This window comes from Giesbergeria sp. (assembly GCF_028686475.1).
In the GTDB taxonomy this organism is placed as follows: domain Bacteria; phylum Pseudomonadota; class Gammaproteobacteria; order Burkholderiales; family Burkholderiaceae_C; genus Simplicispira.
Map to the genome: position 1 here is coordinate 1 of NZ_JAQUCA010000025.1, position 22,490 is coordinate 22,490.

At 58.2% G+C, this 22,490-nt stretch carries 22 protein-coding genes; 12 read left to right on the forward strand and 10 right to left on the reverse strand.

The features are described 5' to 3' along the window. Window positions 1–119: 119 nt before the first annotated feature. Window positions 120–503, reverse strand: coding sequence for a hypothetical protein (locus PHX60_RS13610; protein WP_300078724.1), 384 nt, complete (start codon window positions 501–503; stop codon window positions 120–122). A gap of 125 nt (window positions 504–628) precedes the next feature. On the opposite strand from PHX60_RS13610, the gene PHX60_RS13615 reads away from it, so the two are divergent. Further along, complete coding sequence (locus tag PHX60_RS13615) at window positions 629–2,236, forward strand: methyl-accepting chemotaxis protein (protein ID WP_300078726.1); 1,608 nt, start codon at window positions 629–631, stop codon at window positions 2,234–2,236. On the opposite strand, the gene PHX60_RS13620 is transcribed toward PHX60_RS13615, so the two are convergent. After that, window positions 2,233–3,150: a LysR family transcriptional regulator gene (locus tag PHX60_RS13620; RefSeq protein WP_300078728.1), complete on the reverse strand. Its 918-nt coding sequence runs from the start codon at window positions 3,148–3,150 to the stop codon at window positions 2,233–2,235. The genes PHX60_RS13615 and PHX60_RS13620 overlap by 4 nt on opposite strands. 125 nt (window positions 3,151–3,275) lie before the next feature. Between PHX60_RS13620 and PHX60_RS13625 the strand changes: the two genes are divergently transcribed. From PHX60_RS13625 to rlmB, 4 genes are all read left to right on the forward strand, one after another. Then, a complete protein-coding gene (locus tag PHX60_RS13625; RefSeq protein WP_300078730.1) occupies window positions 3,276–3,887 on the forward strand; it encodes an FMN-dependent NADH-azoreductase in 612 nt (203 codons plus the stop codon). 71 nt (window positions 3,888–3,958) lie between these two features. Further along, complete coding sequence (locus PHX60_RS13630) at window positions 3,959–4,741, forward strand: alpha/beta fold hydrolase (protein WP_300078732.1); 783 nt, start codon at window positions 3,959–3,961, stop codon at window positions 4,739–4,741. Between the two features lie 37 nt (window positions 4,742–4,778). Further along, on the forward strand, window positions 4,779–5,603 hold the full coding sequence (gene lgt / locus PHX60_RS13635; RefSeq protein ID WP_300078734.1) for a prolipoprotein diacylglyceryl transferase: 825 nt from the start codon (window positions 4,779–4,781) through the stop codon (window positions 5,601–5,603). A gap of 32 nt (window positions 5,604–5,635) precedes the next feature. Continuing rightward, a complete protein-coding gene (gene rlmB / locus PHX60_RS13640; protein WP_300078736.1) occupies window positions 5,636–6,385 on the forward strand; it encodes a 23S rRNA (guanosine(2251)-2'-O)-methyltransferase RlmB in 750 nt (249 codons plus the stop codon). Window positions 6,386–6,405: 20 nt separating this feature from the next. On the opposite strand, the gene PHX60_RS13645 is transcribed toward rlmB, so the two are convergent. Beyond that, entirely contained in the window at window positions 6,406–7,002 is a 597-nt protein-coding gene (locus PHX60_RS13645; RefSeq protein ID WP_300078738.1) for a chromate transporter, read from the reverse strand. Beyond that, window positions 6,999–7,610 (reverse strand): chromate transporter, encoded by a 612-nt coding sequence (locus PHX60_RS13650; protein WP_300078740.1) that lies wholly within the window; start codon window positions 7,608–7,610, stop codon window positions 6,999–7,001. Before PHX60_RS13650 ends, PHX60_RS13645 begins: the two co-directional genes overlap by 4 nt. A gap of 62 nt (window positions 7,611–7,672) precedes the next feature. Here PHX60_RS13650 and rlmD point away from each other — a divergent pair, with 62 nt between their 5' ends. Next, entirely contained in the window at window positions 7,673–9,106 is a 1,434-nt protein-coding gene (gene rlmD / locus PHX60_RS13655) for a 23S rRNA (uracil(1939)-C(5))-methyltransferase RlmD (protein WP_300078743.1), read from the forward strand. A 21-nt stretch (window positions 9,107–9,127) separates the two neighbouring features. Here rlmD and PHX60_RS13660 read toward each other — a convergent pair whose 3' ends face one another. Next, on the reverse strand, window positions 9,128–9,478 hold the full coding sequence (locus PHX60_RS13660) for a hypothetical protein (RefSeq protein ID WP_300078744.1): 351 nt from the start codon (window positions 9,476–9,478) through the stop codon (window positions 9,128–9,130). Between the two features lie 96 nt (window positions 9,479–9,574). Between PHX60_RS13660 and PHX60_RS13665 the strand changes: the two genes are divergently transcribed. The 3 genes from PHX60_RS13665 to PHX60_RS13675 are packed head-to-tail and all read left to right on the forward strand — an operon-like array spanning window position 9,575 to window position 11,572. Further along, window positions 9,575–10,357, forward strand: a complete 783-nt coding sequence (locus PHX60_RS13665) for an ABC transporter ATP-binding protein (protein ID WP_300078746.1) — start codon at window positions 9,575–9,577, stop codon at window positions 10,355–10,357. A gap of 26 nt (window positions 10,358–10,383) precedes the next feature. Beyond that, the gene (locus tag PHX60_RS13670; protein WP_300078748.1) at window positions 10,384–11,088 is read left to right on the forward strand and encodes an ABC transporter ATP-binding protein; all 705 of its coding nucleotides are present in this window, start codon (window positions 10,384–10,386) and stop codon (window positions 11,086–11,088) included. Between the two features lie 52 nt (window positions 11,089–11,140). Then, the gene (locus tag PHX60_RS13675) at window positions 11,141–11,572 is read left to right on the forward strand and encodes a PaaI family thioesterase (RefSeq protein WP_300078751.1); all 432 of its coding nucleotides are present in this window, start codon (window positions 11,141–11,143) and stop codon (window positions 11,570–11,572) included. Between the two features lie 21 nt (window positions 11,573–11,593). Here the strand turns inward: PHX60_RS13675 and PHX60_RS13680 are convergent, their stop codons facing one another. Continuing rightward, window positions 11,594–12,073, reverse strand: coding sequence for a DUF192 domain-containing protein (locus PHX60_RS13680; RefSeq protein WP_300078753.1), 480 nt, complete (start codon window positions 12,071–12,073; stop codon window positions 11,594–11,596). Window positions 12,074–12,334: 261 nt separating this feature from the next. Here PHX60_RS13680 and PHX60_RS13685 point away from each other — a divergent pair, with 261 nt between their 5' ends. Further along, window positions 12,335–14,572 (forward strand): NADP-dependent isocitrate dehydrogenase, encoded by a 2,238-nt coding sequence (locus PHX60_RS13685; RefSeq protein ID WP_300078756.1) that lies wholly within the window; start codon window positions 12,335–12,337, stop codon window positions 14,570–14,572. 3 nt (window positions 14,573–14,575) lie between these two features. Here the strand turns inward: PHX60_RS13685 and PHX60_RS13690 are convergent, their stop codons facing one another. From PHX60_RS13690 to PHX60_RS13705, 4 genes are read right to left on the reverse strand one after another with little or no spacing between them, the layout of a single operon-like run. Continuing rightward, window positions 14,576–17,662: an efflux RND transporter permease subunit gene (locus tag PHX60_RS13690; protein ID WP_300078759.1), complete on the reverse strand. Its 3,087-nt coding sequence runs from the start codon at window positions 17,660–17,662 to the stop codon at window positions 14,576–14,578. 3 nt (window positions 17,663–17,665) lie between these two features. Then, a complete protein-coding gene (locus PHX60_RS13695; RefSeq protein ID WP_300078761.1) occupies window positions 17,666–18,811 on the reverse strand; it encodes an efflux RND transporter periplasmic adaptor subunit in 1,146 nt (381 codons plus the stop codon). Between the two features lie 22 nt (window positions 18,812–18,833). Further along, window positions 18,834–19,280 (reverse strand): ribonuclease HI, encoded by a 447-nt coding sequence (rnhA, locus tag PHX60_RS13700; RefSeq protein ID WP_300078763.1) that lies wholly within the window; start codon window positions 19,278–19,280, stop codon window positions 18,834–18,836. After that, window positions 19,277–20,080: a class I SAM-dependent methyltransferase gene (locus tag PHX60_RS13705; protein WP_300078765.1), complete on the reverse strand. Its 804-nt coding sequence runs from the start codon at window positions 20,078–20,080 to the stop codon at window positions 19,277–19,279. The genes rnhA and PHX60_RS13705 overlap by 4 nt, the downstream gene beginning before the upstream one ends. Here PHX60_RS13705 and gloB point away from each other — a divergent pair. Continuing rightward, entirely contained in the window at window positions 20,079–20,858 is a 780-nt protein-coding gene (gloB, locus tag PHX60_RS13710) for a hydroxyacylglutathione hydrolase (protein ID WP_300078768.1), read from the forward strand. The two genes, PHX60_RS13705 and gloB, sit on opposite strands and share 2 nt — an antisense overlap. A 2-nt stretch (window positions 20,859–20,860) precedes the next feature. Continuing rightward, entirely contained in the window at window positions 20,861–22,486 is a 1,626-nt protein-coding gene (locus tag PHX60_RS13715) for a transglycosylase SLT domain-containing protein (protein ID WP_300078770.1), read from the forward strand. The last annotated feature ends 4 nt before the right edge of the window (window positions 22,487–22,490 follow it).

The following is a 22,490-nucleotide window of genomic DNA, read 5'->3' on the forward strand; positions in this document are numbered from 1 at the left end:
CCAGCGGCGCAAGGTTGTTATGGACACACCTAACGCCTTTGCTGCTTCTCCTATGCTTACTAAGCTCTTCATAATGGATATATTAGCATAGATTTGAGTAGATTTGTTGAGTGCTGCTGCTAACCCCTGACTGCGCCCACACCTTGGACTTGTCGGATACCAAACACCGCCACCACCGACTTGGCCTGGTCCAAGGTAACGGCACAAGTGTGGTTGCTGCCCGCACAGGCACCGCTCCAGCCAACAAAGCCACTGTCTGCCGCTGGCGTGGCCGTCAATGTGACGACCGTAGCTGGGGCCAAACTGGCCGAGCAGCTGCTGCCACAGTCAATCCCGGCGGGCGCAGAAGTGACTACCCCGTCACCATGCCCGGCCAAGCGGACGTTCAGGGCGGTTTGGGCAGCCGCCGATAACGCCGATGCCGCCAAAATAAGCCCTATCCATGTTTTGGGGGGTAAGCCTATGCCCTGCGCTAGACGAGAATTGAAAAAAAATTTCCCCATGACACGTCCTCCCTTTTTTGCCTATTGGCTACTTGTTAAACAGCGAACAACAACCACAGCATAGCAAGCATTGGATAAATCAGCGACACTTCTTGCTACAAATTTTTTTCAAAAACGAGCTACCTATGCAAACATGGAAAATCAGCCAGCGCCTGATGGCGGGCTTCGGTCTGGTCATCATGGCCTTGTTAGGCATGTCTATTTACAGCGTTTACATTGCGCGCGGCATTGACAGCGCCCTGACAGCCAACGCCAGCCAAAATGCCATCATTCAACGCGCGGCCATTAACTTTCGTGGCTCGGCGCACGACCGTGCTATCGCCCTGCGCGATATCGTTTTAGCCCCAGACCCAGCAGCACAGCAAAAAGAATTACAAGCGATGCAGCAACTGGGTACTTTTTACGCCAATGCAGGCCAGCAGCTCGAAGCCGTGTTGCGCCAAGGCGATAATGTGCCGCCAGAGGTGGCCCCATTATTGAAAGCCATTCAAGAGATTGAAGCGCGCACCTTGGCTACCTCGGGCAAGGTGATAGCGCTGGTGCAAGCCGGTGACCGCATGGGTGCCGAAGCCCTGCTCTGGGATGAGGCCAAACCCCAATACGGCCAATGGTTAGCGGCCATCAATCAACTGATTGATTTTGAAGAACAGCGCATTTTGCAAAACAACAACTTTGCCAACCATGAGGCAGCGCAGTTTACCGGCGTGATGCTGGGTATCACGCTCTTGGCGGTGTTAATTAGCGTGGGCGTTACCACCACGCTCTCACGCAGCATCAACCGGGAACTGGGGGCCGAACCCAGCGAGGTGCGCGCCGTGGTACAGGCGATGCAAAACGGCGACCTGACGGTATCCGTGCCGGTACGCCCCGGCGATAGCAGCAGCGTGATGGCGGCAGTGCGGGATATGCAGCAGCGCTTTCATACCTTGGTGGCCGCCGTGCGTAACAACATCCAACAATTGCGCGCCACCAGTGCCGACATTGCCAGCGGCAACCAAAACTTGGGCACCCGCACCGAACAAACCGCCTCTAGCCTAGAGACCACCGCCCACAGCATGGAGCAGCTCACCGCCACCGTGCGCCAAAGCGCCGATTCGGCCCAGCAAGCCAACAGTTTGGCCAGCACAGCGGCCAATGCTGCCAGCAAAGGCGGCGTAGTCATGGGGCAGGTGGTAGATACCATGCAAGAAATCCACCACAGCAGCCAAAAAATTGGCGACATCATTGGCGTGATTGATGGCATTGCCTTCCAAACCAACATTTTGGCGCTGAATGCAGCGGTAGAAGCCGCGCGCGCCGGGGAGCAAGGGCGTGGCTTTGCCGTGGTGGCGACCGAAGTGCGTAGCTTGGCCGGACGCAGTGCGGCAGCGGCCAAAGAAATCAAACAGCTGATTCAGGCCAGTGTGGACAAAGTAGATTCGGGCAAGCAGTTGGTGGCCGATGCCGGTGCGGCCATGAACGAAATTGTGCAGGGCGTGCAGCGCGTCAACGGCATGATTGCCGAGATTAGCGCGGCGGCGGTAGAGCAAAGCGAAGGCATTTCGCAAGTCAATTTGGCGGTGGGCCAATTAGACCAAATGACACAACAAAACGGCGCTTTGGTCGAGGAAAGCTCCGAAGCTGCTGCCAACCTAGAGGCCCAAGCGCAGCAATTGGCCGATTTGGTAGCTGCCTTTCGGGTCAACGAGGGCCACTTTGGCCGCAGCAGCAGCGCCGCTTTGCGCCTGCGCTAAAAATCGCACGGGGCCAGCAAATGCCCCGGCAGGCTGTCGGCCAAGTAATCTAAAAAACTACGCACCGCCGGGGCCAGTCCCCGGCGCGAGGCAAACACCGCATGGACAATGCCGGGCTTGGGTGCCCATTCGGGCAATACTTGCAGCAAACGCCCATCGCGCAATTCTTCATGGCATAAATAATCGGGCAACCAACAAATGCCGGTGCCTGCCACCGCTGCAAATTTGAGCGTTAACAAATCATCAGCCACATAGCGCGGCTGGTGGTGCAGTACCTGCTCGGCCCCATTCGGGCCACTCAGGTGCCACGTGGCGCGCCCTTCGGGGGCCGACATGGCGATGCTGTCCATACGCAATAAATCGGCCAAAGTTTGCGGGTTGCCTTGGCGTTGCAACAGGGCAGGGCTGGCGACCAACACCTGCCGGGCTTGGTCTAGGCGCTTGACGACCAAGCTGCCACTGTCTTCTAAGGAAGAGCGCACACGCAAGGCCACATCCACGCCCTCTTCCACCACATGCACCGCGCGGTTGGTGATTTGCATTTCTACCCGCACCAGCGGATAGCGCGCCATAAATTCGGGCATCAACTCGCCCAGCACCGTTTGCGCCAACGTGACCGGGCAACTAATCCGCAAGGTGCCACGCGGCGCGGTTTGCACTTGGTGAATCACATCTTGTGCGGCCTGTGCTGCCTCGCGTACCGCTTGGCAATGTTGCAGATAAGCGGCCCCTACTTCGGTCACGGACAGCTGGCGCGTGGTGCGTTGTAACAAGCGCACGCCCAATTGGGCCTCTAAAGCCGCCACCCGGCGCGACAAGCGCGATTTGGGCAGGCCCAAAGCACGTCCCGCCGCAGCAAAGCCGCCGCGTTCGACGACCTCGGCAAAATACAGCATGTCATTTAAATCTTGCATGGATGGCTTCATTGTTCTAAAAATAGGACAAACTAGACTGATTTTGCCCACTTATCGCACTATGGTAATGCGCGCATAATCAATCCATCGCCGCCACCGGTGGCTTATCTACCGAAAGACACACCATGCAACTGCTGCACATTGATTCCGCCATCACCGGCGCCGCTTCCGTATCGCGCCAACTGACCGCACAAATTGTCGAGGCTTGGAAAGCCAAACACGCCGACACCCAAGTCAGCTATTTAGACTTGGTAGCCGATGCCCCCGGCCACTTCACGATGGATGCGATGGCCCCACGCACCGGCCAAACCGAGGGGTTGACCGAAGTGCAACAGCGCGAAAACGCCGTCTCTGAGCGCTTGGTGAGCCAATTTTTGGCCGCCGATGTGGTGGTGATTGGCGCTCCGTTTTATAACTTCAGCATTCCTAGTCAGCTCAAGGCTTGGGTGGACCGTATCGCCCAACCGGGCCGTACCTTCCGTTACACCGCCACTGGCCCCGAAGGCTTGGCCAAAGGTAAAATCGTGATTATTGCCTCTACCCGTGGCGGCATTTACTCCACCAGCGAAGCCGGCCAAGCCATGGAACACCAAGAAAGCTACCTGCAAACCGTATTGGGCTTTTTTGGCGTGACCGATGTACGTATTGTGCGCGCCGAAGGCGTAGCGATGGGTGATGCCGCCAAGGCACAAGCCCTGGAAAGCGCAGCACGCGACATCGTGGCCGCTTCGGTTTAAACACCCCAGCCGCCTTGCCCGCATTTCCCAGCAAACCTACCCAACACATCAAAAATCGGCTAATTGCAGGGTTGTCCCTGCTTTTGGCCGCTTATTTGCTGGTCTGTGCTTATATGTACGCACAGCAAGGCCAGTTGCTGTACCGCCCCGAACAGCACAGCGTGCCCGATTTATTGGCCGCTATGTCTGATTTGCCGGTCGGCTCCGGTGTCGATACCGAACACCATGCCATCGTGACGGAGCCGCCTCCGTCTGCCAGCCGAGGCACCGTCATTTTTTACCACGGCAATTCTGGCCACGCTTGGAAGTACCTGCCCTACTACCGGCACTTTCATGCCTTGGGTTATCGCTTGGTATTGGCAGAATATCCGGGTTTTGGCTGGCGCGATGGCCAACCGACCGAGGCCCACATGGTGCGCGAAGCGCTGGCCTTGTACGAACACTGGCGCGAGCGCACCCCCAGCCCACAGCCGGTGATTTTGCTGGGTAAATCTTTGGGCACAGGGGTGGCCACGCAGGTAGCCGCACAGGCCCGCGTGCCGCCGAGCAAACTGGTGTTGCTTACCCCGTTTCGTAGCATTACCGAGGTAGCAGCAAACAAGTATTGGATGTTGCCCGTATCCTGGCTGCTCAAAGACACTTTTGCCTCTGACCAATACCTGCCGCGCTATGCTGGCCCCGTCAGTATCTTGCTTGCCGGGCGCGATGAAGTCGTAGGAACCAGCACCGGGCAGCAACTCTTAGAGTTAGCGCGCCAACGTGGCCCTACCACCCTGCTCCTGAGAGACGAAGACGACCACAACAGTTGGATGCCCTTGCTCACGACACAAGAATGGCAACAATTGCTGCACTGAAACACCAGCATTGCCAGCAGCGGGCACAATCGCCCCCATGTTGATTTACCCGCACATCAATCCGGTGGCCCTGCAATTGGGGCCGTTGGCGATTCACTGGTATGGCCTGACCTATCTGGCCGCTTTTGCGCTGTTCATGTTTTTGGGCCATCGGCGTTTGCGCCATGCGCCGTTTGTGCAGCTGTCTGGTGCGGCAGCTTGGTCGCGCCGCGATGTAGAAGACATCTTATTTTTGGGCGTGGTCGGCGTGATTCTGGGGGGGCGTTTGGGGTATTGCTTGTTTTACAAGCCGGGTTATTACGCTGCCCATCCCTTGGAGATTTTTGCGATTTGGCAGGGCGGCATGAGTTTTCATGGCGGCATGTTGGGCGTATTGGCCTCGGTGCTGTGGTTTGCCCATTCACGCCAACGGCCTTGGTTGCAAGTGGCGGATTTTGTCGCCCCCTGTGTGCCAACTGGCTTGGCGGCAGGCCGGATTGGTAACTTTATCAATGGGGAGCTGTGGGGGCGTTTTGCCAGCCCAGATTTACCTTGGGGTATGGTGTTTGCCCACAGTGGTTCGCTGCAACCGCGCCATCCATCGCAAATTTACCAATTTTTGCTAGAAGGCTTGCTGCTGTTTGTGCTGCTGTGGCTGTATGCGCGGCGTGAGCGCCTACCGGGACAGGTGGCGGCAGCCTTTCTGTTCGGTTATGGGCTGTTGCGCTTTGTTGCTGAGTTTTTCCGTGAACCCGACAGCTTTTTGGGCTTGCTGCCCTTGGGCATGAGTATGGGCCAATGGCTGTGCTTGCCGATGATCTTTGGCGGCATGGCCCTGTGGTGGTGGGCGCAACGTCGCCAGCAGCCTAATCCTAGCTTCTAAAATCTAACCGCTCTTCGTAGCCCTATTTTTTCATGTCTTCCCCTAAAGTCTTGTTCGGCTTCCATGCCGTGGGTGTGCGCCTCAAAACGGCACCAAAATCCATCATTGAAATTTATTACGAGGCCACGCGGCGCGATGCGCGGATGCGCCAATTTTTAGACCGCGCCCGTGAAGCTGGTGCCCGGCTGATTGAGGCCGATAGCCTGCGCCTAGCCAAGCTGGCCGGTAGCCACGGCCATCAGGGGGTGGCGGCACGGGTCGAGCCAGTGGCGCAAATCACCTCGCTGGACGAGCTGCTAGAAAATCTGGAAGCCAGCGGCGTGACGGCTCCCCTGTTATTGGTACTCGATGGCGTGACTGACCCACACAATTTGGGTGCTTGCTTGCGTGTGGCCGATGGCGCTGGTGCCCATGCGGTGATTGCGCCCAAAGACCACGCCTCGGGCATCAATGCCACGGTGGCCAAGGTGGCCAGCGGCGCTGCTGAGACCGTGCCCTACTTTATGGTGACCAATTTGGCGCGCACGCTCAACGAGCTAAAAGAGCGCAACATCTGGATTATTGGCACCAGCGGCGACGCACCGCAAAGCATCTACCAAGCCGACCTCAAAGGCCCAGTCGCCTTAGTGTTAGGGGCCGAAGGCGATGGCATTCGCCAACTGACGCGCAAAACCTGCGATGCGCTGGTGAGTATCCCCATGAAAGGCGCGGTAGAGAGCCTGAACGTCTCGGTAGCCAGCGGTATTTGCTTGTACGAGGCTCTGCGCCAGCGCGGTGGCTGATTGGCAGGCTTAAAAAAGCCTTACACCCAGCCCAGCACCCCCAACACCGCCCCCAGCGCCAGCAGCCACAGCAAATGCAGCTGGGTGCGCCACACCAGCAAGGCACAGACCAAGCCCAGCAGCCATAAACCGGCATCGGTGTCGATTTGGCCTTGGCCCCGGCCCAATACCCACGCTGTGGCCATGATGAAACCAATCACCAGCGGGGCCATGCCTTGCTTAAAGGCGCGCACACCGCGCCGGTGGCGGTTGCGCTGCGCCCAGCGCGTGGCCAGCCACGTTAAGGTGGCACTGGGCAACAAAATGCCCAGCATCGTCAAACCAGCACCGAGCAAACCCAGCGCCCAAGCAGCGCTGCCCGTGCTGCTGCCAGCAGCATTTAGGCCCACGTTCCAGCCCAACAGGGCCACAAACAGCAAATTAGGCCCCGGCGCAGCCTGTGCAATCGCAATGCTGGCATTGAATTGCAATTCGGTCAGCCAGCCCTGTTCATCGACCAAAAAACGGTGCATTTCTGGGGCCAAAGAAATCGCTCCGCCCACCGCCAGTAAAGACAGCGATAAAAAATACAGCAGCAGCCCTAGCCAATCAGCGGCCTGCAAACTTAAAACAATCATGGGGCCACCTTGCGCCAAGTCAGGCCATAGGCCAACAAGCCCAAAACCAGCAGTACCCACGGCAAGGGAATACGCCACCACGCCACCGCTACAAAAGCAGCTACGGCGATCAGGCCACTGAGCACCGGCCCCAAGGGGTGTTGACGCAAAGCGGGCATGAGTTTGAGCCCCATGCCACCCACCATACCCGCCGCTACGGCTCCCATGCCGCGCAAAGCACCCGCTACCGCCGGATGGGCGGCCCAATGGGCATAGGCCAAAGCGGCCAGCAACACCAGCACCAGAGGCAAGAGCAACATCCCTGCCATCGCTGCCACAGCCCCACGCAGGCCAAAATAGCGGTCTCCAATCATGATGGACAAATTCACCACGTTGGGGCCGGGCATCACTTGGGCCACCGCCCATTCTTCTAAAAATTCTTCTCGGCTGAGCCAGCGTTTTTTATCTACCACCTCGCGCTGCACCAAAGCCATCACGCCGCCAAAACCTTGCAAGGCCAGCCAAGTAAAAGACCAAAATAAATCGGCGGGATTGCGTGGTGCAGGCCGGGCAGCAGGGCTAGGCGGCTCCACTGCTGCGCCGGGAGTAGGAGGAAGAAGACTCGTCATAGGGGGCGATTTTCCACCCTCTGGCCTTGGTCTGCACAGGCGGTGCTGAGACAATGGCGGCCATGAGCGATTTGAACGAAACAACCCCACCCGCGTACCCCGCCGATTGGCTGGAGGTGCATTCTATGGATTTAGATGCCCAAGGCGTGGCGCGCAAGCCCGATGGCAAAGTCGTCTTTATTGATGGTGCTTTGCCGTTTGAATGGGTCACGGCCAACACCCACCGCAAAAAGAACAACTGGGAGCAAGCCAGCCTGACGGCCATTCACAAAGAATCGCCGTTGCGTGTGCGCCCTGGCTGCCCCCATTTTGGCCTGCATTCTGGCGCTTGCGGTGGTTGCAAAATGCAGCATCTGGATGCCAGCGCCCAAGTGGCCGTCAAGCAGCGCGTGTTAGAGGACAACCTGTGGCATTTGGGCAAGGTCAAGCCCGAAACCCTGTTGCGCCCGATAGAAGGCCCAGCTTGGGGCTACCGCTACCGCGCGCGCTTGTCGGTGCGCCATGTGATTAAAAAAGGCACGGTGCTGGTGGGCTTTCATGAGCGCAAAAGCCGTTATGTGGCCGATATGGAAGTTTGCCCGATTTTGCCGACCCATGTCAGTGCCATGCTGATGCCGTTGCGCGCTTTGGTGGCCTCGTTAGAGGCGCGCGACACCTGCCCGCAAATCGAGCTGGCCTGTGGCGATGCCGTCACGGCCTTGGTGCTGCGCCATCTGGAGCCGCTTTCAAGCGCCGATGTGGACAAACTGCGCGCCTTTGCCGCCGAACACCAAGTGCAATGGTGGCTGCAATCCAAGGGGCCGGATACCGTGCGCCTGCTGGATGCCGACAGCCCGCAACTATCTTACGCCCTGCCCGAGTTTGGCATCACCATGCCGTTCAAGCCGACCGATTTCACCCAAGTCAATCCGCACATCAACCGGGTTTTGGTCTCGCGGGCGCTGCGTCTGCTGGAGGTGCAAAAACACGAGCGTGTGATTGATTGGTTCTGTGGTTTGGGCAACTTTACCCTGCCACTGGCCACGCAAGCGCGCGAGGTGCTGGGCATTGAAGGCAGTGAAGCCTTGGTCGCCCGTTCACGCGATAACTACGCCCTGAACCAAACCCAAACCCTGCGCGGTCAGCCCTTAGCCCCCACCCAGTTTGTCGCACGCAACCTGTTTGAAATGACCCCCGAGATGCTGGTGGCCGATGGCGTGGCCGAAAAATGGCTGATTGACCCACCACGCGAAGGCGCTTTTGCTTTATCCAAAGCGTTGGCCGATATTGAACAAGCACGCATCGGGGCCGAAGGCGCGCCAGCCTTGCCCGCTTGCGCCGAAGGTTGGCAGCCACCGCAACGCATTGTCTATGTGAGTTGCAACCCGGCTACTTTAGCGCGCGATGCGGGCTTGTTGGTACACCAAGCCGGTTACCGCTGCGTGCAGGCAGGCATGGTGAACATGTTTCCGCACACCGCCCACGTCGAAAGCATGGCGGTGTTTGAACGCGCCTAAGCGCTTGCAAGCGTGGAAAGATTAGCTGCGCCCTTGGGTTGTGCCACTGCGCGCTGCTGGCTCAATGATTTCCTCGGTGGAGGCGGGCTTGGCTGGTTTTTCGGCCTTGCCCAACATCGAAGGCGTGCCCTCGATTTTGTTCTCGCGCATGTAGGCATCCATATCCTTCCAGCCCGCAAACACGGCTGCCTTGGTGGCCTTGGGGTTGAGGGTATAGCAATCTTCTAAGCCACGCAAAGCATGGCGACAAGCACTGCCTATGGCCTTGGCCTCGGCTTCCTTTTGCAACACGGCAGGGCTGGGGCTAATGCCCGGAATATCACAACCAGTAAGTAAAAGCAGCGCAAAAAGAGCAGGAAGGCGTTGCAACATGAAGGGCACTTTCTGAAACATGTTTTCCATTATCGGCAATAGCAGGGCTAAATGGTAGTGTGCGCGTTTTTTAGCCCCAAAGAGAGCCATCGTCCCATGCAGCCTAACCCAGCCCCCAACCCAGTAGCGCCAGCGATGCCCTGGGCGCTGGAGTTGCGCGCGGTACATAAACGCTTTGGCAGCACTGAGATTGTGCAGGGTGTTGATTTGGCCATCGCGCCCGGCGAACGCATTGCCCTGATTGGCCCCAACGGTGCGGGCAAATCGACCCTGTTTCACTTAATCAGCGGGCGGCTGGCACCCAGCAGTGGGCAAATTTACCTGCAAGGCCAGCGCATTGATGGCAAAGCCGCGCACGACATCCACCGGCTAGGTTTGTCACGCAGTTTTCAAATCAGCAGCTTGTTTCCACGGCTCTCGGTGCTGGACAACCTGCGTTGCAGCTTGCTTTGGAGCCTAGGCTACGGTTATAGCTTTTGGCATTGGCTGCCCGGTTTGCGCGATGTCAATGCACGCAGCCACGAACTGCTAGAACTGCTACAACTGACCGCGCAGCGCCACACCCCCGCCATGCAACTGAGCTACGCCCAGCAGCGCGCGCTGGAGTTGGGCCTGACTTTGGCCAGCGGGGCCAGCGTGATTTTGTTAGATGAACCCACCGCTGGCATGAGCCGCAGCGAGACCACGCATTTCATCGCCTTAATTCGGCAAGCCACCCAAGGGCGCACCTTGCTCACGGTAGAACACGATATGGAAGTGGTGTTTGGCTTGGCCGACAAAATTGCCGTCTTGGTGCAAGGAAAAATCATGGCCTACGACACCCCAGAGCAGATACGCGCCAATCCGCAGGTACAAGCCGCCTATCTGGGGGCCACCTGAGAAGCCTAAGCACAAAAATGAACGCCATGTTGCACATAGAAGATTTACACGCCTACTATGGCCATAGCCACATACTGCAAGGGGTTAGTTTGAGCGTGCAAGCCGGTGAGATTGTGGCCCTGCTGGGACGCAATGGCTCGGGGCGCTCCACCACGGCCAAGGCGATTATGGGGCTGGTGGACTGGCGCGGCACCCTGCAATGGCGCGGCCACAGTTTGGCCGGTTTAGCCCCGCACGACATCGCCCAGCGTGGCTTGGGTTATGTGCCCGAAGGGCGTGAGGTTTTTTCTGCCTTAACGGTAGCGCAAAACCTGTTGTTGGGGCAAAAAAAACCACAGCACAAAGCCTCTGCCCCGGTTTGGTCGGTAGAAGACATGTACCAGCTGTTTCCGCAACTGCGCCAGCGCCAGCACACACGCGCCGGGGTACTCTCGGGCGGCGAGCAGCAAATGCTCACCCTGTGCCGCACCCTGATGGGCGCACCCGAACTAATGCTGATTGATGAACCCACCGAAGGCTTGGCCCCACAATTGGTGACCTTGGTAGGGCAATTTTTGCAAACCCTGCGCCAACGCGGTATTGCCGTGTTGTTAATCGAGCAAAAATTGTCGATTGCCCTAGAAGTGTCCGACCGCGTGGTGCTAATGGGCCAAGGGCGCATCGTCTTTAGCGGCACGCCTGAGCAACTGCGCGCCCGCCCCGAAGTGCGCCAAGAATGGCTGCAAGTGTGAAACCCGTCCATGCTTTATCGTGTCGCGTTTTTTCCCCTGTTTGAGAGTTGCCATGTTGAGTTTTGGTGTTGATATTCCGTTTGTAAAACTGCTGGGCTTTACCCTGCACCGCATGGAGCATGGCGAGTCAGAGCTGCACTACGAGGCCCAACCCGAGCATCTGAACTCCTTTGCCATCACCCACGGCGGCGCCAGCATGACCTTGTTGGATGTCACGATGGCGATTGCCGCGCGCAGTAGCGCCCCCCACATGGGCGCAGTCACCATCGAAATGAAAACCAATTTCATGCAAGCTGCACGCGGGCCGCTGGTGGCCAAAGGCAAGCTATTGCACCGCACCGCCACGCTGGCCTTTACCGAGGCCACTATTTTTGATGCCCAAGGCCGCATTTGCTGCCATGCCACCGGCACCTTCAAGTATGTGCGCCGCTTGCCTGTGGGGGCCAACAGCGCCCATGCACTGCAAACCATTGCCACCGACTAAAGCGTCCACCCAGCCAGCGCATCAGTGCTGGCGAAACACTGGCCCAGCCAAACGCGCACCGGCTTGGAGACCACGCTGCTTAAACCAGCCTTGGTTCATCTCTAACACGTAACGCACCGGCTTGGCTGAGCAATGTGAATCCAAACTTTGCGGCTGCATATCCACCACATTGACGATGCTGCCATCGTCGGCCACAAAAGCGGCGCTGAGGGGCAACAGGGTGTTTTTCATCCAAAAGCACTGCACCGCTGGCTGCTCAAAAATAAACAACATGCCCTCGTGGCCGGGCATGTTTTTTCGGTGCATTAAGCCAATTTGGCGCTCGTGGGGCGCTTGGGCCACTTGGGCATCAATGCGGTGCATACCGGCGGTCAGTACCACGCGCGGCAGGTCTAGCTGCGGGCCTTCTTGCGCCACAGCACCCGTTGCCCACACAGCGCCCAACAGCGCCCACGCCCACAGCCCGCAACGACGTAAAAAAACAGACAAAAACCAAGACATAAGCTAATTTACCCCAAAAGAAAAAGAAAAGACACCAGAGAGAAACGTCTGTTCTAGCGCAAGCGCACCCGCTAAACACCAGCAGCAAAAAAAATTTCTGTGTGGAATGGCGTTAAATTTTACATTGTGCAATTTGATTACCAAAAACCGGATTTCTACCAATGACTGGGCACGAAAATCAGGCACCATCGGAGTACGCCTCTCGGCGTGTTGTTACAGTTGCCAGCGTCTTCGTTGACTCTCATTTTTGGAGATAAGCCCATGAGTACCCAAGCACCGACCATCATCTACACCCTGACCGATGAAGCGCCCCGTCTGGCCACGGCCTCGTTTTTGCCGATTGTTCGCACTTTTGCCAAGCCTGCTGGCATCGCGGTAGAGACCAGCGACATCTCGGTGGCCGCACGTATTCTGGGCCAATTTCCCGAATACCTGAGCGAAGAGCAGCGCGCCCCAGACAATCTGGCCGCACTGGGCAAACTCACGCTCAAGCCCGAAGCCAACATCATCAAGTTGCCCAACATCAGCGCTTCGGTGGGTCAGCTTAAATTAGCCATCCAAGAGCTGCAAGCCAAGGGCTACGCCATCCCTGACTTCCCAGAGCAACCCAAGGATGAGAAAGAAAAAGAGATTCGCGCGCGCTACAACAAGTGCATTGGTAGCGCCGTCAACCCGGTACTGCGCGAAGGCAACTCGGACCGCCGCGCCCCCAAGGCAGTAAAAGAGTATGCGCGCAAAAACCCGCACAGCATGGCCGAATGGAGCCAAGCCTCGCGCAGCCACGTCTCGCACATGCACGCCGGAGACTTCTACCACGGTGAAAAGTCCATGACCTTAGACCGCGCGCGTGACGTGAAGATGGAATTGCTAACCAAGAGCGGCAAAACCATCGTGCTGAAAGAAAAAGTCTCGCTGCTAGACCGCGAAGTCATCGACAGCATGTTCATGAGCAAAAAAGCGCTGGTAGCCTTCTACGAAAAAGAAATCGAAGACGCACACAAAACCGGCGTGATGTTCTCCTTGCACGTCAAGGCCACCATGATGAAGGTCTCGCACCCCATCGTGTTCGGTCACTGCGTGAAAATTTTCTACAAAGAAGCGTTTGAAAAACACGCCAAGCTGTTTGAAGAACTGGGTGTCAACGTCAACAACGGCATGGTGGACTTGTACAACAAGATTGCCACACTGCCACAAAGCCAACAAGACGAAATCAAGCGCGATTTGCACGCCTGCCACGAAGGTCGCCCTGAGCTGGCGATGGTGGACTCGGCCAAGGGCATCACCAACTTCCACTCGCCCAACGACATCATTGTCGATGCCTCCATGCCTGCCATGATTCGCAATGGCGGCAAAATGTGGGGGGCCGATGGCCGCCTGAAGGACGTGAAGGCCGTGATGCCCGAGTCCACCTTTGCGCGCATCTACCAAGAGATGATTAACTTCTGTAAGTGGCATGGCAATTTTGACCCGCGCACGATGGGCACGGTGCCCAACGTCGGCCTGATGGCACAACAAGCCGAAGAATACGGCAGCCACGACAAAACCTTTGAAATCCCCGAAGACGGCGTGGCCAACATCACCGACATCGCCACCGGCGAAGTGCTGCTGAGCCAAAACGTGGAGCAAGGCGACATCTGGCGCATGTGCCAAGTCAAGGATGCCGCCATCCGCGACTGGGTGAAACTGGCCGTCAACCGCGCGCGCAACTCGGGTATGCCCGTGGTGTTCTGGCTCGATGCTTACCGTCCGCACGAAGCCCAGCTCATCACCAAGGTCAAAATGTACCTGCACGAGCATGACACCACTGGCCTAGACATCCAAATCATGAGCCAAGTGCGCGCCATGCGCTACACGCTGGAGCGCGTGATTCGGGGCCAAGATACCATCAGCGCTACCGGTAACATTCTGCGCGACTACCTGACCGACCTGTTCCCCATCATGGAACTGGGCACCTCGGCCAAAATGCTGTCCATCGTGCCTTTGATGGCCGGTGGTGGCATGTACGAAACCGGCGCGGGCGGCTCCGCACCCAAACATGTGCAGCAACTGGTGGAAGAAAACCACCTGCGCTGGGATTCGCTGGGCGAGTTCTTGGCACTGGCGGTATCGCTGGAAGACTTGGGCCTGAAAGAAAACAACGCCAAGGCCAAGCTGTTGGCCAAAACCTTGGATGCAGCCACCGGCAAACTGTTGGACAACAACAAGAACCCCAGCCCCAAAACCGGCCAGCTGGACAACCGTGGCAGCCAGTTCTACTTGGCCCTGTATTGGGCACAAGCCTTGGCCGCACAAACCGAAGATGCTGCTTTAGCTGCTCAATTTGCCCCCTTGGCCAAGCAACTGACCGAGAACGAGCAAAAAATTGTCGATGAACTCAACAGCGTGCAAGGCCAGCCAGTGGACATTGGCGGCTACTACCTGCCCGATGAGCAAAAGCTGGATGCTGTAATGCGCCCCAGCGCCACGCTCAACGCAGCGCTGGAAAGCGTGCAAGCCTAAAGTTTAGGCACGCGCTCCGGGTACGCGGCGGCGTGCCAAGAGCGCGTACATGGTGGGCACGACAAAAATGGTCAACAACGTGCCCACCCCCATGCCGCCGACAATCACCCAGCCAATTTGCTGCCGGGTTTCAGCACCGGCACCACTGGCCAAGGCCAAAGGCACGGCCCCCAACACCATCGCTGCCGTGGTCATCAAAATAGGGCGCAGACGTTGCGCCGAGGCTTGCACCAGCGCATCCACCAGCTCCAGCCCCTGTTGGCGCAACTGGTTGCTGAACTCGACCAGCAAAATGCCATGTTTGGTAATCAAGCCCACCAAAGTGATCAAACCAATTTGCGAATAGACGTTGAGCGAACCGCCGCTCCACTGCAAGGCCCACAGCGCCCCCACCATCGACAGCGGCACCGACAACATAATCACCAGCGGGTCAATAAAGCTCTCGAACTGAGCGGCCAGCACCAAAAAAATAAACACCAGCGCCAGCACAAACACTACGCCCAAAGCACCTTGCGAGTTTTTGAATTCGCGCGAGGTGCCGTTCAAATCGGTGGTGTAACCGGGTTTCAGTATTTGTGCCGCCGTGGCATCCATAAAGGCCAAGGCTTCGCCCAAAGCGTAGTCGGGGGCCAAGTTGGCGGTGATGGTGGCCGAACGACGCTGGCCAAAGTGGTTTAACTCGCGTGGGCTAACGGTTTCGCGCACCGTGACCAAAGCCGAGAGTGGAATCATGGCTTCTTGTGGGCCACGCACATAGATGTTGTCGATGTCTTCGGGGGTAGTGCGGCCACTGGCTTGGGTTTGCACCATCACATCGTATTGTTCGGCATCGCGTTGGTAGCGCGTCACGGTGCGCCCACCCAACATGGTTTCGATGGTTTTTGCTACCACGTCCACGTTCACACCCATATCGGCGGCGCGTTCGCGGTTCACCTCGATACGCAATTCGGGCTTGTTCAGGCGTAAATCTACATCAGGCGACAAAATACCGGGATTCTTGGCCATCGCGGCCAGCATTTGCTCGGCCACGGCGCTCAAGTTCTCATAGCTGTCTGAGGTTTGAATCACATAATGCAAAGGCCGCGAGCGAAAGCCCTGCCCCAAAGAAGGCGGGGTAATCGGAAAGGCGTTCACCCCCGGCAAACTGGCCAAACGTGGTTGCAATTGGCGCGCCAAATCTAAGCTGCTGCGGCTGCGTTGCTCCCAATCGACGGTGCGATAGACCACACTGCCCTGCGACACCGTCGGGTTGCCGATGTTGGCAAAAATGCGGTCAAATTCGGGGTAGTCGCGCCCTATTTGCTCCAGCTCCAGTGCATAGCGGTTGGTGTAATCGAGTGTCGCGCCATCAGGGGCGGTGATGTTGGCCACAATCGTGCCCCGGTCTTCCAACGGCGATAGCTCTTGCTTCATTTGCGGATAAATCCACCACAGCGCCAGCCCACTGGCCGCCATCATCAGCAGCACCAGCCAACGCGCTTGCAACAAGGCAGCCCCCAGCACTCCAGCCCCGTGGTAACGGGCGGTGAGCAGCCAGCGCAACAAGCGGCCATAGGCATTAGACAACCCCGTAAGCGCACGCTCCATCGTGCGGTCAAACCAATGCGGCTTGGGGTTGTGCTTGAGCAACAAAGAACACATCATGGGCGATAGCGTCAAGGCGACAAAACCCGATACCAACACCGCCCCCGCCAGCGCCAGCGCAAACTCGACAAACAAACGCCCGGTGCGCCCCGGTGTAAAGGCCAAAGGAGCGTACACCGCCACCAGCGTCAAGGTCATGGCGACAATCGCAAAGCCGATTTCACGCGCACCTTGGATGGCCGCTGCAAAAGGCTCCATACCGTCCTCAATGTGGCGGTAGATGTTTTCTAACATCACGATGGCATCGTCCACCACCAAGCCAATCGCCAACACCAGCGCCAGCAAAGTCAGGGTATTGATAGAGAATCCGGCCCACTGCATCAGGGCAAAGGTACCGACCAAACTGACCGGAATCGTGACAATCGGGATGATGGAGGCACGCAAAGTGCGTAAGAAGACAAAAATCACCAGCGCCACCAAAAACACTGCCTCGGCAATGGTTTGATAGACGCTTTTGACCGAGCGGTCAATGAACAGCGAGTTATCGTTGGCCACTTCCACCTTCACATCGGTGGGCAAATCGGCTTGCAAAGTGGGCAGCATGGCGCGCACCCCGGCGGACAACTCCAGTGGATTGGCCGTCGCTTGGCGAATCACCCCCACCGAGATGGCCTCACGGCCATTCAGACGCACTTTGCTGCGGTCACTGGCGGGACCTTCGGCCACCTCGGCTACATCGCGCAAACGCACCGGAAAACCATTCACAGTACGAATCACCAGTTGGGCGAATTGCTCGGCCTGCACCAAGCTGGTTTGTGAAGTCACGCTAAATTCGCGCTGCTGCGATTCGATGCGCCCGGCGGGCAGCTCCAAATTGTTGCGCCGAATGGCATCTTCCACATCTTGCGGCGTGAGGCGGTAAGCGGCCAGCCGCTGCGGGTCTAACCACACGCGCATGGCATAGCGGCGTTCGCCATAAATCGGCACATCGGCCACACCGGTCACGGTTTGTAAGCGCGGCTTGACGATGCGGTTGAGCAGCTCATTGATTTCTAAAGGCGTGCGCGTATCGCTGCTAAAGGCCAACCACATCACCGGAAAGGCATCGGCCTCCACTTTGGCAATCACTGGCTCATCGACATTGTCGGGCAAACGATTACGCACCCGTGCGGTGCGGTCGCGTACTTCAGCCGCCGCATTGTCGGCATCTTTTTCTAAGCGAAAACGCACTGAAATTTGGCTGCGCTCGGCACGGCTGATGGAGGTAATCACATCCACGCCATCAATGCCCGCGATGGAATCTTCTAGCGGTTTGGTGACTTGGGATTCAATCACTTCTGCCGAAGCGCCAGCGTAAGACACCGAAACCGTGACCACCGGCTCATCAATTTTGGGGTATTCGCGCACCGACAGGCGGTTAAAACTAACCGCACCTATCAGTAACACCAGCAAGGACAGCACCGTCGCCAGCACCGGGCGGCGAATCGAGATTTCGGCCAACTGCATGGCTTAGCCTCCTGCTGCCATCGGTACAAACAGGCGGACTGTGGCCCCATCTTGTTGCAGCCGTTGCTGCCCCGCCGTGACGACGCTATCGCCCAGTTCTAAGCCTTGGGTAATTTCGACCAAACCATCGCGGCGCAGGCCCAAATGCACCGGGGTACGGCGCACCTGTCCGGCTTGGCTCCCAGCGGTAGGGAGAAACTTCCACACCAAGGCGCTATCGCCTTGGGGCACGATGGCTGCTTCGGGCACCATGCGGGCGTTGTCACGCTGGCCCAATTCGACCTGAATACGGGCAAACATGCCGGGGCGCAAGGTGCCAGCGCGGTTATCTAAACTGGCACGCACCGCCAGTGAGCGCCCATTGGCATCAATCAGTGGGTCTAAGGCTTGCACCGTGGCCAGATATTCTGCGCCGGGCAAGGCATCCAAGCTGATACGCACCGTTTGGCCGCGCCTAATTTGGCTTTGGTAGCGCTCGGGCAGGCGGAAATCCACCAGCAGACTTTCCATGTCCTCGATATGCACGATGTCTGTGCCATCTTTCAGGTAATCGCCCACATGCACATTGGCAATGCCAGCCACGCCAGCAAACGGAGCCACCAAACGCAGCCGCGCCGCCGTGGCTTGGGCCAGCGCCAGCTTGGCTTGCGCCACTTGCCAATTGGCGGCACTTTCATCCAAAGAGCGCTGGCTGATAAAGCCTTGCGCCACCAACTCTTGGTTACGCTGGTGGTTGGCACGGGCGATGGACAATTCGGCCTTGGCTTGCTGGATTTGCGCTTGCGGCAATTGGTCGTCTAACTGCACCAACCATTGCCCTTGGCGCACTTTGGCCCCGTCGGTAAAGTTCAGGGCCAGCACCCGTCCGCTCACTTCTGGGCGCAACATCACACTGCGGCGCGAGCGCAAGCTGCCCACGGCTTGCACCTCATCGCGCAAAGCCATGCCGCGCACCTGTGCTACCTCTACACTGATGGGCTTGGCGGCCCCAGCGGCCTTGCTGCTGGAGTGGGGGGTGAAATGGGGTGCCGTGCTGCTGGGTAGCTTGGCCGGGGCTGCTGGCTGCTGTTGCCACCACCACGCCGCCGCCCCCGAACCCACGATGCCCACGGCGGCTATCCAACCATAGATTGCTTTTTGACTAGCCATGCTGCTGTTTTTAGCTCCTGCGTTAGCGGCCCAAGACCTGCTCTACCCCCCGATTGGCCAAAGCGTCGGCGCGCTCGTTGCCGGGGTGGCCGGAATGGCCTTTGACCCAATGCCAAGCAATGCGGTGCTGACCCCCATGCACTAGGGCATCGAGACGCTGCCAGAGTTCCACATTTTTGACGGGTTGCTTGCTGGCAGTTTTCCAGCCCTTGGCCTTCCAGCCGTGAATCCACTCGGTAATGCCTTGGCGCACATATTGGCTATCAAGGTACAAATCGACTGCACAGGGGCGTTTGAGCGCCGATAGTGCCTCTATCACCGCCAACAGCTCCATGCGGTTGTTGGTGGTGTTTAATTCGCCGCCGCACAGTTCTTTTTCTGCCGTACCAGCACACAGCAGCGCCCCCCAGCCACCGGGGCCGGGGTTGCCTTTGCAAGCGCCATCGGTGTAAATTTCAACCTCGTTCACGTATTTTTCCTATCAGGGATGTTGATGCTGCTGTGCTGCGCCGAGTCGCGGTTGCGGTTAATGGCCGATACCCCCGGCATCGCCGGTGCTGGCCGATGGCGCCATGCAGGCTCTAGCAAGCGCATACCATGCACGCGCTTGATGGCCACGACAAAATAGCCCGCGCCCAAAATGGGCCAAGCATGGGGACCGAGCCGGTCTAGGCAAGCAAAACGGCGCAACCAGCCCTCGGTGCGTAAAGCCGGGCGATAACAGCCAAACTGCATCGCACCGACCTCAAAGCTGAGCAGCTGCAACCAATCGCGCAAACGCCACGGGGCAATGAATTGGCAATCTTCGGGCAAATACCACGGCCCGCCCCAGCGCTGCAAGCATCGACGCTGGTGCAAGCCCCACAAACTCAGCGGGTTGATACCGCTAATCACCACCCGACCCTCGGGCAATAGCACACGCGCTACCTCGCGCAGGGCGGCATGGGGGTCTGGGCTGAGTTCTAGGGTATGTGGCAGCAACACCAAATCTAAACTATTATCGGCAAACGGCAGCGCCCCACTGTGCAACACCACATGGGGCGCTGGGCCGGCACCGGGGCCAGCGACAAAAGTGGCCCCAGCTGCGCGCCAGCGCTGCGGAATCCGACTGCCCTGCAAACCATCGAGCAAGGGCATTCCTATCTGCAAAGCATGGTAGCCAAAAATATCGGCCACGGCAGCATCAAAACAACCCTGCTCCCATTGCAACAGATAGCGTCCCGGCGCAGAATCGAACCAATGGTGCAAATCTATAATTTCTGTACTCATGAATCTGCTACCACTGCCCGCTTTTTCCGATAACTATATCTGGATGCTGCACGATGCAGGCCAGGCCTTGGTGATTGACCCCGGCGATGCCGCGCCCGTGCTGCAAGCACTAGACCGGCTAGGCTTGCAGTTGCAGGCCATTCTAGTCACGCACCACCACAGTGACCATGTTGGGGGTATCGCCGCCCTGTGTGCCGCCACCGGTGCCACGGTATATGGCCCGGCCCGAGAGGCCATGCCCGCAGGCACGCTGCCACTGCACGGCGGCCAACAGGTCAAGGCTTTGGGCTTGTCGTTTGCAGTGCTGGATGTGCCCGGCCACACCGCAGGCCACATCGCCTACTACGCCAACGTGCCAGAGCAAGCACCGCTGCTGTTTTGCGGCGATACTTTGTTCTCGGGCGGTTGTGGCCGCTTGTTTGAGGGCACACCGGCGCAAATGCTGGCCTCCTTAGACGCATTGGCGGCTTTGCCAACCGATACCCGCGTTTGCTGCGCGCACGAATATACGCTGTCCAACCTCCAGTTTGCGCGCACAGTCGAGCCTGACAATGCAGAGTTGGCCCAATACCAGCAACAATGCCAAGCCTTGCGCGCCCAGCAGCAACCCACGTTGCCCTCGCACATCGGCCTAGAGCAGCAAATTAATCCCTTTCTGCGCTGCCGCGTTCCTGCCGTAGCAGCGGCAGCGCAAGCGCAGGCCCCTTCCTCATGTCTTAACCCCGATGATGCCGTGGCCGTGCTGGCTACGCTGCGGGAATGGAAAAATAATTTTTAACAATGCAAATTCTGTCTCTGACCTGCTTGGCCGGTGCCCTGCTGCTCTCCGGCTGTGCCGCTACCTTGGGCAGCAACCCTGCTACCACTGCCGATGCCGATGGCTCTGCTTGGCAAAACCAAAGTTATAGCGCCCTGAACGCGGACAAATCTTTACAACCCCTGACCCCGGCCAAAGCAGGCAATGGCAAAGTAGCGCCCCTGTTTACCCCGGCAGACTTGTGGGACCGCATCCGGCGCGGCTTTGCCATGCCCGATTTAGAGCATGATTTGGTGCAAGACCGCGAACAGTGGTACGCCAACCGCCCCGACTACATGCAGCGCATGACCGAGCGCTCCAGCAAATATCTTTTCCACATTGTGGAAGAATTAGAACGCCGGGGGATGCCGACCGAGTTGGCCCTGCTGCCCTACATTGAGAGTGCTTTCAATCCGCAAGCGGTCTCTAGCGCCAAAGCCGCTGGCATGTGGCAATTTATGCCCGCCACCGGCACATATTTTGACCTCAAGCAAAACGTGTTTCGCGATGACCGGCGCGATGTGTTGGCCTCCACCCGCGCGGCACTGGATTATCTGCAAAAGCTGCACGGCATGTTTGGCGACTGGCACTTGGCCTTGGCCGCCTACAACTGGGGCGAGGGCAGCGTGGGCCGGGCGATTGCCAAAAATCAAAAAGCCGGTTTGGGCACGCGCTACACCGACCTGAACATGCCCGCCGAAACGCGCATGTATGTGCCCAAATTGCAGGCCGTCAAAAACATCGTCGCCAACCCCGATGCCTTCAAAACCGAACTGCCGCTGATTGAAAACCACCCCTATTTTCAAACCGTGGACATCAAACGCGATATTGATGTCGCTTTGGTGGCCAAACTGGCCGGGGTGCGCGAGGCTGATTTTCGGGCGCTCAACCCATCGCACAACAAACCGGTGATTTTGGCCGCTGGTACGCCACAAATTTTGTTACCCTGGGACAACGCCAAAGTTTTTGAGCGCAACCTAGAGGCACACAACCAAGGCCAATACGCCAGCTGGACGGTCTGGACAGTGCCCCAAACCATGAGCGTGGCCGATGCTGCCCAGCGCGCCGGGATGCCCGAGAGCGAGTTACGCGCCCTCAACAACATCCCGCCGCGTATGCTGATTAAAGCGGGTTCGGCGCTGATGGTGCCGCGCTCGACCACCACACGCGAAGATGTGGCCGAGCATGTGGCCGACAACGGCCATATTGCCCTCACGCCCGAAATTGTCACCCGGCGCACCGTAGTGCGCGCTAAAAAGCGTGACACGGTGTTGACGCTGGCGCAGCGCTACCGGGTTAGCCCGGCCAGTGTGGCCGATTGGAACGATGTGAAGGCCAAAGCCAGCTTCAAACCCGGCCAAGAAGTGGTGTTGTTTTTGCCAGTCCAGCTCAAAACCAGCGTAGCAGCTGCCACCAGCACAAAGCAAGACACTTCGGTAGCGAAGAAGACCCCACCTCCTGCCAGCACCACACAAGCCAAAGTGGTTGGCAAACGGGCGGTCATGGCCAAAGAGCGCCCCAGCGCCAGCACCAGCACCACTACGGCCAAAAAGAAAGAGCCAGTGCGTAAACTGGCCCAAGCGGACATACCCGCCAAGGTACGCCGCTAAGAGC